This is a genomic window from Bartonella melophagi K-2C (assembly GCF_000278255.1).
Classification (GTDB): domain Bacteria; phylum Pseudomonadota; class Alphaproteobacteria; order Rhizobiales; family Rhizobiaceae; genus Bartonella; species Bartonella melophagi.
In genome coordinates, this window is record NZ_JH725082.1 from 185,661 (window position 1) to 203,493 (window position 17,833).

The window sequence follows — 17,833 nt, forward strand, 5'->3', positions numbered from 1 at the left end:
TATTGACTTCAATTATCAATAATTTTGTTAAGTTATCTTTGAAGGTTTATCGTATATTATGCGTTTAGGCTTTTTATAGGTGATAAGTCTTCATACCTTAAAAAGCAGGATTATGTTATTTTAAATTCGCTGGTTCGGATATCCGAACTATTTTCAAAATTGTTTTGCCGGAGACTTGTAAAAACGTGAGTCATACAACACAGATGGAACTGATGATTGTAAATATCGTAAACGCTGTAACGTGTTTGCGAACGAAAATCCATTATGTTATGTCGGCACCCCCCTTTTACGGCAGACAGCCTTTTATATTTGCAAGTAGTGATAATGCTTGTTTAGATAAAGTTGTGCGTGTCGCCTTTAGGATTTTAACTTATGTCAAACAAAATGCTTATCGATGCCTCCCATCCGGAGGAAACGCGTGTTGTTGTTGTTCACGGCAACAAAATTGAAGAACTTGACTTTGAGTCAGAACATAAAAAACAGCTTAAGGGAAATATTTATCTCGCACGTATTACACGTGTTGAACCATCACTTCAAGCAGCTTTTGTAGAATATGGTGGCAATCGCCATGGTTTTTTAACATTTTCAGAAATTCACCCTGATTATTATCAAATTCCTATTGCTGATCGTCTTGCTCTTCTTGAAGAAGAAGAGAAAGCTGCTATTGATGAAAATCAAGCAGATGATCTTGTTGAGGAAATAAAACAGAATGAAAAAGGTTCAAGAAAAACAAAAAAAAGTAAGAACCATAGCGTTCTTTCTGTAGATAGTGAAAATAATATCATATCCGAATCAATAGCAAGTGATGATGGAGAAGAAGTACTTGATGGAAATGTTTCCGATGACGATATTGAAATGGTTGGTGCGGAAGATGCTCTTGAAGAGCTCCCTACTTATCAGCGTAAACCGGTGCGCCAATATAAAATTCAAGAAGTTATTAAACGGCGTCAAATTTTATTAGTACAAGTGATCAAAGAAGAGCGTGGCAATAAAGGGGCAGCACTTACAACTTATTTATCATTGGCAGGCCGCTATTCAGTTTTAATGCCAAACACGGCACGGGGTGGTGGTATTTCTCGGAAAATTACCAATATACAAGATCGCAAACGGCTCAAAGAAATTGTAAAAGAATTAGCAGTTCCAAAAGGTATGGGTGTTATTCTACGAACTGCTGGAGCTAATAGAACAAAAGTCGAAATTAAACGTGATTATGAATATCTCATGCGGTTATGGGAAACTGTTCGTACTTTAACACTTAAATCAACCGCACCATATTTAGTTTATGAAGAAGGCAATCTAATAAAACGCTCTATTCGCGATCTTTATAATAAAGACATTAATGAAATTCTCGTATCTGGTGATAAAGGATATCGTGAAGCTAAAGATTTTATGCGCATGTTGATGCCAAGTCATGCAAAAGTTGTTCAGCCTTATCGTGATCATATACCAATCTTTACACGTAACAATATTGAAGCTCAGCTAGATAAAATGTTGCAGCCACAAGTTGCTTTAAAATCTGGTGGTTATCTTGTTATCAATCAGACAGAGGCACTTGTCGCTATTGATGTAAACTCTGGTCGTTCTACCAAAGAACATTCTGTTGAAAAAACAGCGCTACAAACCAATCTTGAAGCCGCTGAAGAAATAGCTCGTCAATTGCGTTTACGTGATCTAGCAGGCCTAATCGTGATTGATTTCATTGATATGCTTGAAAATCGTAACATTAAGCTTGTTGAAAAAAAGCTGAAAGATTGTTTAAAAAATGATCGTGCCCGTATTCAAGTTGGTCGTATCTCACATTTTGGTCTTATGGAAATGAGCCGTCAGCGCATTCGTGTATCTGTTCTAGAAAGTACAATGCAACCTTGTCCTCATTGTGCTGGAACTGGACATGTACGCTCAGAATCATCAATTGCCTTGCATGTTATGCGCTCAATTGAAAAATATCTTCTTAGTAATTCGCAATATAATATCATTGTGCGGACATCTGCGGTGATAGCACTTTATGTGCTTAACCATAAACGCAGTATTCTTGTTGATTTAGAAACGCGCTTTAAGCTTAATATTAATATTGAAGCAGACGATAGCGTTGGAGCGCAGCATTTAGTTATTTCCAAAGGGACAATGGCAGAAAAAGATCATTTGTCTCTATTAGCTATTGAAGATAATAATAAAGAGGAAGCCGAAGATACAATCTTGATGAAAAGCGAATTAACTCATGATGAATCCTCTGTTGAAAATAATCAACGACATCGGCGTAAAAATCACCAAAGTGAATTACATGACAACTTTTCTACACCCTCTCATAAAGATGATATTCAAAATAGTGAGGATACCCGCCGTCGTGGACGTCGTCGTGGACATCGTAAAGGGCGGCGTAATCAAAATAACGGTTTTTATCAATCTCGTGTTCCTTATGCCGAACCAGTCGGAGAATTTACCAAGCAGGCTTTAGAAGAAATTAAAGCAGCGCATCGCCGATACTCTATCCCAGCTGCTGAGCCTGTAGGATTTGATGAACAAACCAGTGATGTAAAACACCATATCAGTGTACAACAAAATGCGGTTTTTAAATCTAAAAAAAATCGTAATGCAAATACACGCTCCCGAAAGGTATCTCAAGGCAAAAAAATGCCCGAAAATGATAAAAATGTGACAATATCAACACCTATTGAAGAAAAAAACACTACCAACTCTATTCATAAATCTAAAACAAAAAAAGAGAATAAACTAACTCATGAGATAATTGAGGAAATCTCGACAGATACGAAAAAATCAATACATCAAACGCGAAAAAAGGTTATTACGAAAAAAACAGCTCAAATAACTGAAGTATCAAAAAAAGAGCTTATAACAAAGCAAGCTGTTGAACAAGTTTCTACCGAACCTGTTATTACATCTTCAGTGCCTGAGGGGGAAAATAAAACTGGACGCATTGGATGGTGGAAGCGCAAAGTTTTTTCTAAGAGCTAACAATAAAAAACGCTATAGAATATTCTATAGCGTTTTTAGATGTAAACAAAATATAAAAAAACTTTAAAGTTTTTTATAGTACTTGTTATTATTTTTTCTGAGCCTTTTCTTGCTCAGCCCGCATACGATCTTCAATTTCTTTTTGCTTTGCTTGGATAGTTTGCTGTAACTTCATTTGTTTTTGTTGAAAAGTTTTTTCATCTATACCAGGACCTGCGTATGCAGCTTTAAATCCGCTAAGAGAAAATTCGATGGGATTAGCACCACCACGAATATTAGTTGTAGTTATAACCATTTTAGAACCAGCTTTCATGGCAGAAACTAACTTGTCACTTAAAATATCATTAGCAATACAACTTGTTCCATTACAAACAACGTAAGGAATTTTCATAGAGAAGTCAGTTCCAATTTGGATCTGAACACCTTCTGGTAGAAGACGATTCGTAGGTACTTGAATACCTATACGTTTTTCTTCCTTTTTTCCTTTTACTTCAACTAAATTAACAGCAGTCAGAGGTTGACCAGTCTCTGATATAATATTGTTCATTGTGTTACAAATATTAATATCATCCTGCTTACTGCAAACTTTGTACCAACCTTGAGATAAATTCTCTGCACCTGCTGGAGTATAAGCCATGAGAAAAAAAGTAGTGGCTCCAGCCAATACTGAAATAGCAGTATAGGTATTTTTATGCGACATAATTAAGTTAATCCTTTCAATGTGCTTATATGATGATCTCAATAGAAGGATATTAAGCTGATTTTTAATCAACTGTATTAAAATTAATCAAAAAAATAACACTTCTTTGTGTCTTTCATTATATACAAAGAGAAAAATAAAATCTAGAGAGAGAAAACAATTAAATAATTGATTGAATTTTTGTACAATTTATATGGCTTATTTTCTTTTCAATTGCTTTATTTTTGATAAAATTTATTCATAAAATGCTTCTTATAATGAATAAAACTAAATTTGTATCAACTAATTACTATTGCGCTACTCATTAAATGTTATTCTACAGTTCGTATCGTTTAAAATTTTTTCTTGCTTTTATAATTTTTCTTCTATGCCATGATGTGATTGCAAATGGTATTGCAATGCGTGGAGCACCAAAATTATCAAATAAGTTTGAATATTTTCCTTATGCTTCTTCCAATGCAAATAGTAAAGGCAAAATCACCTATGGCGTTGTTGGAACGTTTGATGGCTTAAACCCATTTGTTATTCGTAGTTTTAGAACAACTGCAAGAGGACTTTTTGCTGATGAGCAACTTTCTGGTCTTGTTTACGAAACAATGATGGTACGTTCTCGTGATGAATCTTTCACACTTTATCCTCTTCTGGCAGAAAAAGTTGAATTAAATGATGAACGTACAGAAATTACTTTTTTTATCAATCCAAAAGCGCGTTTTTCAGATGGGAAACTCATCACAGTTGAAGATGTCTTATTTACGGTTAATCTTCTTAAAGACAAGGGAAGACCTCCATTTGATCGGTACATGAAGCGTATAGAATCTATCGAAGTAATTAATAATCATTGTATAAGGATGCGCTTTCCACAATCACAGGATCGTGAGTTTCCGCTTATTTTAGCAGGTGTAATGCCAATATTACCCAAACATGCTATTAACGTTGATGATTTTGAAAAAAACGGTTTAATTAAAATTCCAGGAAGTGGTCCTTATGTTATTGAACATGCTGATCCTGGTGAACGAATTATCTATAAACGTGATCCCAATTATTGGGGGAGAGATCTTCCCGTTAATAAGGGATTGCATAACTTTGACATTATCCAAATTGAATATTTTCGAAATGATACAGCGCACTTTGAAGCTTTTAAAAAAGGTGTTGTTGATATCTTTATTGAAGAATCTTCTAATCCAAATCGCTGGCGGCTTGCTTATAATTTCCCAGCTATTCGCGAGGAACGCGTTATTAAAGAATCTTTTTCAAAAGGAACACCTGCTGATACTATTGGTTTTGTTTTTAATACGCGTCGTACTATTTTTAACGATAAAAAAGTACGACAAGCATTATCAATGCTTTTCGATTTTGAATGGATTAATCGTTATCTTTTTAATAATATCTATACTAGGACAGAAGGTTATTGGGCAGGATCTATACTTTCATCTGTAGGAAAACCAGCGAGTGAAGAAGAAAAAGCGCTCTTAGCACCTTATTTTAACGCAGTTCTTCCCGAAGTAATGGATGGAAGCTGGCGTCTTCTTAAAACAGATGGTTCAGGTATGGATCGACTTATTATGCAAACAGCTTGGAAACTTTTGCAAGAATCAGGCTTTACCAGAAAAAACAACAAGGTTATTGCTCCAAATGGTTTACCTTTTCAATTTGAAATTATGACTCAAACACTTGATGAAGAAAAAATTGCCCTTGCATTTCAAAGTACATTATCACGTTTTGGTATTAATATTGAGATAAGAACCGTCGATGATACCCAATATCAAAATCGCTTAAGCATATTTGATTATGATATGATTATTGCAAAATTAAAAAATTCTCTATCACCGGGCAATGAACAAATAAACCGCTGGGGTTCTACTTCTAGAAATTTGAAAGGAAGTTTTAATTTTGCGGGAACAGCTGATCCTGCGATAGATGCGATGATAACCGCAATGCTTAATGCACGTTCAGATACTAATTTCATTGCAGCAGTGCGTGCTTTAGATAGAGTTCTTATTTCTGGTAACTATTATATACCATTATACTATTTACCTGAACAACGAGTGGCACGTTGGTCATATATTAAACATCCTATTTATACACCCTTATATGGGTATTATCTTCCAACTTGGTGGCGTGAATAAAAGAAAAACAAATGAAAACAATTTTATAATTGTTTTTTCAAATTTCATTTGTTCATAATTCCATTTAGGTTACAATGCTTATAAAAAGGATTTTATTGTTCAGATTATTTTGGGCTATCTGCTGCTTTGATCATAATTTCAATATAATAATATACCTTTATCGGGTACATAGTAAGACAAGTTACAGAAAATAAAAATCTTTATATAAATCCTAATGCATATAATCGCTTTAAAAGGAGAATATCAGATTTAGTTGCTAGTTTATAAAGTAGTGCCTCACACAATTGGTATTTGCTTGTAGTGTCTAGGAATGTCCGTATAAATTCATGAGAGAGTTACGCAATAAAATATAACAACATTATTTCATGTTATTTCGAGGAAAAATGAAATGTTCTAGTTATAAAATATCTTTACAGTAGGTCTTCAAACTATAAAATGCAGTGTGAATACGATTTTATAAACTTAAAGATAAATGTTATTACGCAAACACATACTAAAAACATTGGAAAGGACTTTGCGCCTTTATCATCAAAAAGTGTTTGTATGAAAAAAGTAAAAAGCAGACTTTTTATAGAATTTGCGCTACAAATTAATCATGGTCATGGTTTTTAAAAAAGCTAGTAAATACCAAAATTGCTAAGTAGGACATTGTTCTGTCATTGTTGCAAGTTGTGTCATAATTGTTTCTGCACCTGAAAGTCTTTCATCAGCTGTGGGCCAATCACGAATAAAAATAATACTTTGATCTGGTCGGATTTTTGCCAGAGAGCCTTGTTCTCCAATCCATTTAATAAGGCCAGCACTGTTTTCAAAATAATTATTACGAAATTGTACAACAATACCCTTTGGGCCAGCATCCAATTTTTCTACATGCGCTTTTTTACATAATGCTTTAATATAAACAATCTTAAGAAGATGTCGAACTTCAGTTGGAAGAGAACCGAAACGATCCACCAATTCAACTCCTAATTGGTTGATTTGTTGCAAATCATCAAGTTCTACTAAACGACGGTAAAGACTCATACGTAATGATAAATCAGGCACAAAACTTTCTGGTATTATTGCTGTTATACCAAGTAAAATTTGGGGTGACCATTGACTATCTTCATTGTGTTTACCATCCTTTAATTTAGCAACTGCTTCTTCAAGCATTTTTTGATAGAGCTCGAATCCAACTTCTTTAACGTGCCCTGATTGCTCTTCTCCTAAAAAATTACCTGAACCACGAATGTCCATGTCATAACTAGCTAATTGGAAACCTGCACCCAATGTGTCGAGAGATTGCAAGACTTTAAAACGGCGATCAGCTGTAGGCGTTAAAACTTTACCAGCAGGAAAAGTAAAAAGTGCATAAGCGCGTTGTTTTGAACGCCCTACTCTGCCACGCAACTGGTAAAGCGAAGAAAGGCCGAACATGTCAGCACGATGCACAATTAATGTATTTGCTGTTGGAATATCGAGACCTGATTCAATGATGGTTGTTGAAAGCAGTACGTCATATTGCCTATCATAAAATGCATTCATAATATCATCAAATTGTATAACTGGCATTTGACCATGAGCCACAGCAAATTTAAGTTCGGGTACGTGTGTTTTAAGATATTCTTTTACATAGGGAAAATCAGAAATACGGGGGCAAACATAAAAACTCTGTCCGCCCCGATAATATTCACGAAGCAATATCTCGCGTATAATAATTGCATCGAAAGGTGAAATAAAAGTTCGAACCGGTGTTCTACCAATGGGTGGAGTTGCTATTAGTGAAAGTTCACGTAATCCTGATAAAGCAAGTCCTAAAGTTCGTGGTATGGGAGTGGCTGAAAGTGTGAGAACATGAATATCACTTTTAATTTCTTTTAAGCGTTCTTTGTGCTTAACACCAAAATGTTGCTCTTCATCAATGATAAGAAGCCCCAACCGTGAAAAATTAATTGATTCACTAAGTAACGCGTGCGTCCCAATGGCAATATCAATTGTACCATTTGAAATATCTTTTTTGACTTGCGCTAATTCTTTAGCTTTTACAAGCCTTGAAACATGACCGATTTTAACAGGTAACCCTTGAAAACGCGAGATAAAGGTCTTGTAATGTTGCCGTGAAAGCAAAGTTGTAGGCACAACAACAGCAACTTGATAACCATTTAATGCAGCAACAAAAGCACTTCGAATGGCAACTTCTGTTTTTCCAAAACCAACATCACCACATATTAAGCGGTCCATCGGTTTTCCTGCTGCTAAATCACCTAAAACTGCATCAATTGCATCTATCTGATCTTCTGTTTCTTCATAAGGAAAGCGTGCAACAAATTCGTCAAACAATCCAATCGGTGGAATTAAAGCAGGCGCAGAGCGTGTGGCGCGTTCTGCAGCTATACGGATCAATTGGCCAGCAATTTTTAACAAATGTTTTTTTAGTCGCGCTTTACGTGTTTGCCAAGCAACACCACCCAGCTTATCTAACGTTATATGTGTGTCTTCTGATCCGTAACGTGATAGAAGTTCGATATTTTCAACAGGTAAAAATAGTCGATCACCTTCAGCATAATTGATTTCAAGACAATCACGTAAAATTCCAGCTGTCATGATAGTTTTGAGACCGATAAACTGTCCAATACCATGGTCAATATGCACAACAATATCACCAGAATTTAATGTAGCAATTTCAGAAATAAAATGCGTATTATGCTTGCGCCGTTTTGATGATCTTATTAATCGATCACCAAGGATATCCTGTTCGGCTATAATAACAAAATCGTCAATTTCAAAACCATGCTCGATTGCTATGATAGCTACCAATACTTGATCATGTGATGTTGCTTTTACAGCTTGTAATGATTTTGCAATTTTTATTTTTTTCAATCCGTATTCATCAAGAATCTGCAACAAGCGATTCATAGATCCTTCACTCCAGCACGCTAAGAGTACCTTTTTGCCAGTTGATTGTAGTGAAAGAATATAATCAACCACATTTGCAAAAACATTTTTTCCCTGCGCATTACGTTCTTTTACAAAATCATATCCCGGTGTAACATTCGTATGAATAACTGTCTGTCCAGAGGTTTGTGGAACATTGAAGGGTATAAAATCAATACGTTGCCCCGATTGTTGTGCACGTGTTAAAACTTGTTCTGGTGTCAAATAAAGTAGGTTAGGCTCTATTGGATGATAAGAAGCATTACTTTCTTCATTGTTTTCTTGCTCTTTACGAACATTATAAAAATCTTCAATAAGACAATAACGTTCAATTAGCACTTCTTCTATAAGGTGCTCAAAAACAGTAGGTACGTTACCACAATAATCAAAGAAATTATCGAGATTCTCATAAAAAAGTGGCAACCAATGTTCCATACCAGCAAAACGCCGCCCTTGAGAAATGGCTTCATACAGCATATCATTTCTTTGTGATACACTAAGTGTACGAATATAATTATTTTTAAATAGATTGATCCGTTCAGGCGTGAGGATAATCTCACTCATTGGTTGTAAAAAAAAATCAGTTTTATTGCTTGTTGTACGTTGCGTAACTGGATCAAATACGCGAATAGCCTCTAGAGTATCACCAAAAAAATCAAGACGCAAAGGTTCACTATCACTAGGAGAAAAAATATCAATAATTCCTCCTCTAATAGCAAATTCACCAACATCGTGCACAATCGCAACGCGTTCAAAACCACTACGCTCTAAATAATGGATTAGATTATCCATATTAACACATTGACCAATCTTCGTATGAATAATTTGATCATCGATTATGGCACGAGGCGGTAATTTTTGAATAATTGCATTTGCTGTTGTCAATATAATTGCAGAACGTGGATTTTTACGCAAATGTGATATATGCGCCAAAGCTGAAAGGCGCCGCGCAGTAATAGCTATTCCAGGCGACACACGATCATAAGGCAAACAATCCCATGCAGGAAACTGAAAAACAGGTAAATTGGGCTCAATAAAATTTAAAACTTGTTGTACATGAGAAATCTTTGTTCCATCACGAACAATGTAAACAAGTGGCTTATCTTGAGCAATTTCTGAGCTTAATTGAGTAAGTGCGAAAGATTCAAAGCCATCAATAATGCCATCAAAAATTATTAAATCTTGCACATCTTTAGGAAGAATAATTTTTTGAAATATGGACATTTTGATTAATTAAAATTTGTGCAAATACGATAATTTGCAATGTCACGAAAAAGCGGGCTATCTACCTCAGATGGTGTAGGAATTTCCCCGGTAATCCACATAAGTAAATCGCGATCTTCAAAAGACATAATATATTCAAGTTCAGAGATTGTTTCATCACTCATTCTAATGATATGCGAATCAACATATTGCCCTAAAATTAAATCCATTTCACGGATGCCTCTATGCCACGCCCGAAAAATCAATCGCCGACGCCGCGTATTTAATTGATTTTTATCAATTACAAAATTTGTCATAAAAACTCTTTAATAGGTGAATATAGGGATACGCTATAGTATTAATTTTCTGTAATAATGGTGTACTGTATTTTTAAGGAAGTTCAATAATTTTTCTCTCTTTCAGTGTAATTCGGCGATGCATCAGTTTGGCCAAACTGTAATTATGTGTTGCAATAAGAGCGGCAAGCCCAGATTGACGAACAAGTGCTGATAAAGCCTGAAATACATAAACTGAAGTTACAGGATCAAGATTTCCTGTAGGTTCATCAGCTAACAGTACAGAAGGAGCATTTGCTATCGCACGTGCAATAGCGACACGCTGTTGTTCGCCACCTGATAATTCTGATGGACGATGTCTAGCACGATGAGAAACCCGAAGGTATGTTAATAATTTAAGTGCACGATTTTCTGCAGTCGATTTTTTAAATCCTGCTATCATTTGGGGTATCATTACATTTTCTAAAGCAGTGAATTCTGGTAACAAATGATGAAATTGATAAACAAAACCGATATTGTTTCGTCTCATAGCTGTTCGTTCACTATCAGAGCATTTTGCACAAGAAATACCATGCAACAAAACATCACCAGCTGTTGGTTTTTCCAGTAACCCAGCAATATGAAGAAGTGTTGATTTTCCAGCACCAGATGGTGCAACAAGTGCTACAAGCTCTCCGCGATTAAGAATAAAATTAGCTTTGTCTAAAATAATTAAAGATTTGTCGTTATCAAAAAAACGTCGCTCAATCTCGACAAGTTCTAAAACAACAGACATTACTCATACCTCAAAGCTTGTACAGGATCTAACTTAGAAGCTTGCCACGCCGGAATAAGTGTTGCAAAAAACGATAAAAGCAAAGCCATTACAGCTACTATAGCAGTTTGTCCCCATTCAATTCGTGCTGGCAATTTTGTTAAGAAATAAAGTTGAGGATTAAAAACATCAACATTGAAAAGCCAAGATACAAAATCCTGAATATAATTGATATTTGTAGCAGCTATGACACCTAAAATTAACCCCAATATTGTTCCAATACATCCAATCATCATGCCGGTAGAGATGAATATACGCATGATTGCACTCTGGTGTGCTCCCATAGTACGTAAAATTGCAATATCGTGGTTTTTATCTTTCACAAGCATAATTAGCCCAGAAATAATATTTAAAGCAGCAACAAGAATAATAAGAGAAAGAATAAAAAACATAACGTTACGTTCAATCTGTAAAGCTGAAAAGAAAGCCTGGTTGCGCATACGCCAGTCAATTAAATAAACTTGTTGATCCATCTCTTTTTCTATTACCTGCTTTATTTGGTCAACAGTATCGGGATCATTAAGAAATAACTCTATTGATTGAATTTTCTGCTCTAAATTAAAAAATGCTTGCGCTTCAGAAAGAGGCATAAAAACAAATATTGAGTCATATTCAGACATCCCCACTTCAAAAATAGCAATTATTTTATAAGCTTTAATACGTGGCATAACGCCAAAAGGTGTTACATCACCATCTGGTGTAATAATACGCAGATCACTTCCAATTGTTAGCCCTAACTTTTCTGCAAGACCACTTCCAATTGCGATGCCTTCTTCTTCAAAATGAGCAAGTGTACCTGATTTAATATTTTGAGATACTATTTTAAGCTTCTCCAAATCTTCTTGATGCATGCCACGAATCAAAGCACCAGTCCCCCCACCAATATCACCCTGAACAAGTGCTTGCCCTTCAACAACAGGCAAAGCAGAATTTACACCGTCTATGGATTCCAAATAAGAAATAAAGGTATTATAATCGGAAAAACCAGAATCAGTCGTCTGAACGATAAGATGTCCATTCATGCCGAGAATGCGATTAAGAAGCTCTGTGCGAAAACCATTCATTACTGCCATAACAACAACTAAAGCAAAAACTCCTAACATAATTCCAATTAAAGAAATGATTGAAACAACAGATGTAAACATATGTTTTTTATTAGGAATCATGTAACGAAATGAAATCATCCACTCATAAGATGAAAACCATTTTCTTCTTAAACCATTCATAACATTGCCCATCTAAGTTGTAGAAAGTCGGTTAAGTACAGATTCAATTGTTAAAGATTCTTTAGTGCCTGTTTTTCTGTCTTTAATTTCAACCTCATTTTGTGCAACACTTTTGGGCCCAACGATTATTTGTGTTGGTAAGCCTATCAAATCCATTATTGCAAATTTTACACCAGGGCGCTCATTTCTGTCATCTAACAATGGGTCAAAGCCAGCACGTATAAGTCCTTGATAAAGAGTTTCACACATATGTTTACATTTTTTATCGTCTGGTTTCATGTTGATGATACCAAAATCAAATGGTGCTATTGGCTTTGGCCAAATGATACCATTTTCATCATGAGAAGCTTCAATTGCTGCTGCGACAAGACGTGAAGGACCAATCCCATAGGATCCCATAAAAACCGGGTGTTCTTTTCCGTCTTTCCCCATCACTTTTGCTCCCATTGGTACAGAATATTTAGTGCCAAAGTAAAAAATATGCCCTACTTCAATGCCACGTGCTGAAAGCTGATTGGATTCAGAAATTTTACTCCACTTTTCTTCATTATGCATTTCCTCCGTTGCAGCATAAAAAGTTGTCCACTGTTTAACGATATCAGCTAAAACAGTTTTATCAGTAAAATCAATTGAAAAAAGTGGAGCATTAATATCAAGAAATTGTTTATCACAGAATATAACACTTTCACCTGTTTCAGCTAGAATGATAAATTCATGGCTACGTTCACCACCAATCGGGCCTGTATCAGCGCGCATTGGGATTACTTTCAATCCCATGCGAGAAAAAGTACGTAAATAAGCAACAAACATACGATTATAGGATATTTTTGCATTTTCATAATCAAGATCGAAAGAATATGCGTCTTTCATTAAAAATTCTCGTGAACGCATCACACCAAAACGCGGACGGATCTCATCACGGAACTTCCATTGAATTTGATAAAGATTGAGAGGAAGATCCTTATAAGAACGAACATATGAACGAAAAATATCTGTTACTATTTCTTCATTAGTCGGGCCATAAAGCAAATCACGTTCTTGACGATCTTTAATACGTAACATTTCAAAACCGTAATCGTCATAGCGACCACTTTCATGCCAAAGATCAATAGATTGAATCGTAGGCATTAATATTTCTAAAGCGCCAGCTTGTTTTTGTTCTTCACGAATAATCGTACAAACTTTATCAAGTACTTTTTTACCTAATGGCAACCAAGAATAAATCCCTGCTGTTTGTTGACGAATCATACCTGTACGCAACATAAGTCGATGTGAAACAATTTCTGCTTCTTTAGGATTTTCTTTTAAAATAGGTATAAAATATTGAGAAAAGCGCATTGAAATTATTAACTCCTAATTAAGCTCATCAAATTGGAGCAGTTCAAATAATATTATGCATTAATCATAGCTGTATTCTGAAAGCTTGCAAATATAACAAACCAGTATGTTATAAAAGTTTTATTTGATATATTTTTTAGTTTACTTACCCTCAGTAAAGTGCAGATACATATTAGTAATAAAGCTAGCCTAGTAATTCTTTTCTTTTAATTTAACTAAAAGAAATAATTATAAGAACAATTTTTATTTTGAACGATGTAAGAAAATTGTACAGACAGGTTTTTTTCCCCAAATTTCATTAACAGCTGCTCTAACAGCTCGACGTGTTGCTTCTTGAATAAGTTCATTATCTTTTCTTTTAATTTGTGGAATATTATTAATAGTACTTTCTACAACAGTTAGAAGAATATCCTTTAATGATTTCCCTTTTCCATCGTTTTTAGGCAATCCAAATGCCGTAAAACCAATATCATCAAGTAAATCATACTTATTATTCATGTGGAGAGAAATTGCAACATAACCAACATAACTTAATTTGCGACGTTCATTAATCCCTACTTCATCTTCACTACCAATCAGGTAACCATCTTTATAGATTTGACCAACAGGTACTTTCTCAATGATCTCTATTGGTTTGGGAGCAAGACGGAGCATATCACCATTTCTAATTTCAGCAATAGTTTTAATATTAGCTTCACGTGCTAAAGCTGCTTGAGCCACAAGGTGTACTGCCTCACCATGTACAGGAACAAGTATTTGCGGTTTTACCCAATCATACATTTGTAGAAGTTCTAAACGGCGGGGATGGCCTGAAACATGAACAAGAGCATCATTATTTGTAATTACTTTAATCCCCTGATCAATAAAACGATTTTGTATTTCAAAAATAGCTTTTTCATTTCCCGGAATACTACGTGATGAATAAATAATTGTATCACCAGGAGAGAGTGCAATATTTCTCATTTCATTTCGTGAAAGTTTTGCTAAAGCAGAACATGGCTCACCTTGGCTTCCTGTTACTACCAAAACCACATTTTTTCGTGGAGTGTGACTATAATCATCTTCCGTTATAAACGGTGCTAAATTATTTAAATAAGCAAGTTCTTGTGCCACAGTAACACTACGTTTTATAGAACGCCCCACCAAAAGAACTTGGCGCCCAGCAGATTCTGCTGCAAGAGCAATTGAACGTATCCTACCAATATTCGATGAAAAAGTTGCAATAACAACACGACCTTCAGCTTTTAAAATGATCTCAGAAAGACTATCTTGAACTTGTTGTTCCGATGGCGATATACCATCTTGAAGGGCATTAGTGGAATCACATACTAATGCTAAAATACCTTTGTTTCCTAAAATCCGTAATCTTTTTTCATCTGTCACAGGTCCAAGTGAAGGTGTATAATCAATTTTCCAATCTCCAGTATGGATCACATTTCCTAAAGATGTTATAATTGCCAAAGAAACAGATTCTGGAATTGAATGATTGACAGCAATAGCTTCAATTGTAAATGGACCAATTTGAAAGCAATCACCAGCTTGAAAAATATTTAATGGAATTTTATGAAATTTGAAATTTGATTTCTTTTTACTTTCCAATAACCCTGCTGTAAAAGGACTACAATAAAGTGGAACCTGAAGTTTTGGCCATAAATCAAGGACAGCACCATAGTGGTCTTCGTGAGCATGTGTCAAAACAAGACCACGCACATTATGTTTTTCATTTTCCAGAAAATGAATATCTGGTAAAATAAGATTTGCTCCTGGCAATTCAGGGCCAGCAAAACTGACCCCCATATCGACGAGCAACCATTCCCGGCAATCCTTTGGGCCAAATCCATAAGCAGCCAAATTCATTCCTATTTCCCCTACCCCTCCCAAAGGCAAAAAAACCAATTCATTTTTATTGGCGGCAACCATAAATATCTCCTAAACTATTAAGATAAGCTCATGGTGAAATAAAATTTTATAAATTAATAACGATTTGTATTTACATTTGTATTTATAGAAGCAGCCAAACCAAAATGAACATCTCCAGCTGTTATAATTGCTTTTTGACCATCTTTTTGTCTGACAATACAGTTGAAATCATGATCAAGACCATCAAAAATACCTTCAGTAAGCTTTTCACCATTGACTATTTTAATAGGTTGTCCAAGATGAGCTGAATATAAAAGCCATTTCTCACGGATTATATCGCAACCTCCCAACTGCTTCCAAAGGAGATAATTTTCAGCAAAACATTTTGTTAGAACCATAAATAATTTTTCTTTTTCAATATCTAAACCAATATTCTTTATGCTTGATGTTAAATATGGTGCATCTTTAAAATGATGTTTTACATTTACTCCAATACCAATAACTAATCCGTATTTTTTGGGAGTTAGTGTAAAGAGTTCAAGTAAGATTCCAGCACTTTTAGCCCCTTTAAGTAAAATATCATTTGGCCATTTTAAACTAACAATGCTATTTTCTTTATCTTTTATAAAGTGCCTTATGGTTTCTACTATACTCACTCCAGCAACAAAACCAAGTTGAGCGGCAGTTTGGCAAACAATATCATTGATTAACAAAAGGCTGGAATACAGATTCCCTTTCGGACTATACCATGCCCTACCTCTTCTGGCTCTTCCTTGTGTTTGCTCTTCTGCAACAATCCAAAGATAACCATGATGACCCGCATTTGCTTTTCGTTGTGCAATAAGATTTGTTGAATCTACATTTTTATATGATTCAAGAACATATCCTTGTTTTAAAGCAAAATCTGATAATGTGTAAACCATACTTATTAAAATAATGAAGTTGCTGCTTTTTCTGCAAATTCAGCAAACCAAATTCCAAAAAATACATAAAATAAAGTAAATAATGTAGAAAGCCCAAGACAAAGCTTAAGTTCGTTTGATAACATAATAAAACTAGCTTTTGCAGTATCAAACCACATAATTTTAATAATCCGTAAATAGTAAAAAGCACCTATAACAGAAGCAACCATACCGATTACAGCAAGTGGAGTAAGACCTGCATGAACAGCTGCAGAAAATGTATACCATTTACCAAAAAAACCAGCCATAGGAGGTATACTTGCTAAAGAAAAAAGCTGTATCGTCATCGTAATAGCCATAAATGGATTAGTTTTCACCAATCCTGCAAGGTCATAAATATTTTCAACATTTCCATCACCGGATCGCATTCCAAGAATAAATGCAAATGAACCAAGAGTCATACCAAGATAAATGGTCATATAAAGAATAACACTTTTTACCCCAAGCATACTTCCAGCAGCTAAACCAACAAGTGCATATCCCATATGACTGATGGATGAGTAAGCCATTAAACGCTTAATGTTACTTTGGCCAATTGCAGCAAATGCACCTAGTATCATTGACGCAATAGCCATGAAAATTAATATCTGCTGCCATGCAGGCATAGAACCATCAGAACCGCCTAATGGAATAAAGGTAACAACAATGATACGGATAATTAATGCCATTGCTGCAATTTTAGGAGCACAAGCAAAAAATGCTGTAATAGGTGTTGGTGCTCCTTCATAAACATCAGGTGCCCACATATGAAATGGAACTGCAGAAATTTTGAAAGCTAAACCAGCTAGAATAAAAACAATACCTAAAATAACACCTAGCTGTAAAGCTTCATTATTTAAAGCAAAAGCAATTTCGCGAAAACCAATTTGAGCAGTAAAACCATAAAGCAATGAAATACCATAAAGTAGAAACCCTGAAGACAATGCACCTAAAACAAAATATTTTATACCCGCTTCAGAAGATTTTATATTGTCACGATTGATTGCAGCAAGAACATATAGAGCTAAAGATTGTAATTCTAATCCCATGTAAAGAGACAGCGTATTCCCAGCTGAAATCATTAACATCATACCCAAAGTCGCAAAAAGAATTAATATGGGAAACTCAAATATATCAAATTTCTGAGCACAGGCAAAACCAACAGACATAATGAGAGCAAAGAGTGCACCGACAAGAGTCAAAACTTTCATATAACGACTAAATGAATCAATAATGAGCGTGTTTGTATAGAAAAAGCCATTTTGCGGAAAGATAACCGTAATAATAATAGTTGCAACAAGTAGAGCAATTGCTAAACCGGTGATAGTTAAATATGAACGTGCATCGGAATAAACACCGATTAAAAGGAGAACCATGCCCCCCAGTGCCATCAAAATTTCTGGAAAAATTAATATTAATTGAGTTATTATATCAGTTTGCATG

At 35.0% G+C, this 17,833-nt stretch carries 11 protein-coding genes; 2 read left to right on the forward strand and 9 right to left on the reverse strand.

Annotation, left to right across the window (positions count from 1 at the left end; genetic code table 11):
- Positions 1-372 precede the first annotated feature (372 nt).
- Complete coding sequence (locus ME3_RS03655) at positions 373-2,973, forward strand: Rne/Rng family ribonuclease (protein WP_007477230.1); 2,601 nt, start codon at positions 373-375, stop codon at positions 2,971-2,973.
- An 88-nt stretch (positions 2,974-3,061) separates the two neighbouring features.
- On the opposite strand, the gene ME3_RS03660 is transcribed toward ME3_RS03655, so the two are convergent.
- Complete coding sequence (locus tag ME3_RS03660) at positions 3,062-3,673, reverse strand: invasion associated locus B family protein (RefSeq protein WP_007477232.1); 612 nt, start codon at positions 3,671-3,673, stop codon at positions 3,062-3,064.
- A 308-nt stretch (positions 3,674-3,981) separates the two neighbouring features.
- Between ME3_RS03660 and ME3_RS03665 the strand changes: the two genes are divergently transcribed.
- A complete protein-coding gene (locus tag ME3_RS03665) occupies positions 3,982-5,799 on the forward strand; it encodes an extracellular solute-binding protein (RefSeq protein WP_007477234.1) in 1,818 nt (605 codons plus the stop codon).
- Between the two features lie 636 nt (positions 5,800-6,435).
- On the opposite strand, the gene mfd is transcribed toward ME3_RS03665, so the two are convergent.
- From mfd to nuoN, 8 genes are all read right to left on the reverse strand, one after another.
- Positions 6,436-9,936: a transcription-repair coupling factor gene (gene mfd, locus ME3_RS03670; RefSeq protein WP_007477236.1), complete on the reverse strand. Its 3,501-nt coding sequence runs from the start codon at positions 9,934-9,936 to the stop codon at positions 6,436-6,438.
- A gap of 5 nt (positions 9,937-9,941) precedes the next feature.
- Complete coding sequence (locus ME3_RS03675; protein ID WP_007477238.1) at positions 9,942-10,232, reverse strand: FAD assembly factor SdhE; 291 nt, start codon at positions 10,230-10,232, stop codon at positions 9,942-9,944.
- A gap of 73 nt (positions 10,233-10,305) precedes the next feature.
- Positions 10,306-10,986, reverse strand: a complete 681-nt coding sequence (locus tag ME3_RS03680) for an ABC transporter ATP-binding protein (protein WP_007477241.1) — start codon at positions 10,984-10,986, stop codon at positions 10,306-10,308.
- Complete coding sequence (locus ME3_RS03685) at positions 10,986-12,251, reverse strand: lipoprotein-releasing ABC transporter permease subunit (RefSeq protein ID WP_039952559.1); 1,266 nt, start codon at positions 12,249-12,251, stop codon at positions 10,986-10,988. The genes ME3_RS03680 and ME3_RS03685 overlap by 1 nt, the downstream gene beginning before the upstream one ends.
- Before the next feature lie 12 nt (positions 12,252-12,263).
- Complete coding sequence (proS, locus tag ME3_RS03690) at positions 12,264-13,589, reverse strand: proline--tRNA ligase (RefSeq protein ID WP_007477245.1); 1,326 nt, start codon at positions 13,587-13,589, stop codon at positions 12,264-12,266.
- A gap of 243 nt (positions 13,590-13,832) precedes the next feature.
- Positions 13,833-15,509: a ribonuclease J gene (locus ME3_RS03695; protein WP_007477247.1), complete on the reverse strand. Its 1,677-nt coding sequence runs from the start codon at positions 15,507-15,509 to the stop codon at positions 13,833-13,835.
- 53 nt (positions 15,510-15,562) lie between these two features.
- Positions 15,563-16,378 carry a biotin--[acetyl-CoA-carboxylase] ligase gene (locus tag ME3_RS03700; protein ID WP_198002718.1) on the reverse strand — a complete coding sequence of 272 codons (816 nt, stop codon included), beginning with the start codon at positions 16,376-16,378 and terminating at the stop codon, positions 15,563-15,565.
- Positions 16,378-17,832, reverse strand: coding sequence for an NADH-quinone oxidoreductase subunit NuoN (gene nuoN / locus ME3_RS03705; protein WP_007477250.1), 1,455 nt, complete (start codon positions 17,830-17,832; stop codon positions 16,378-16,380). Before nuoN ends, ME3_RS03700 begins: the two co-directional genes overlap by 1 nt.
- Position 17,833: the final 1 nt, after the last annotated feature.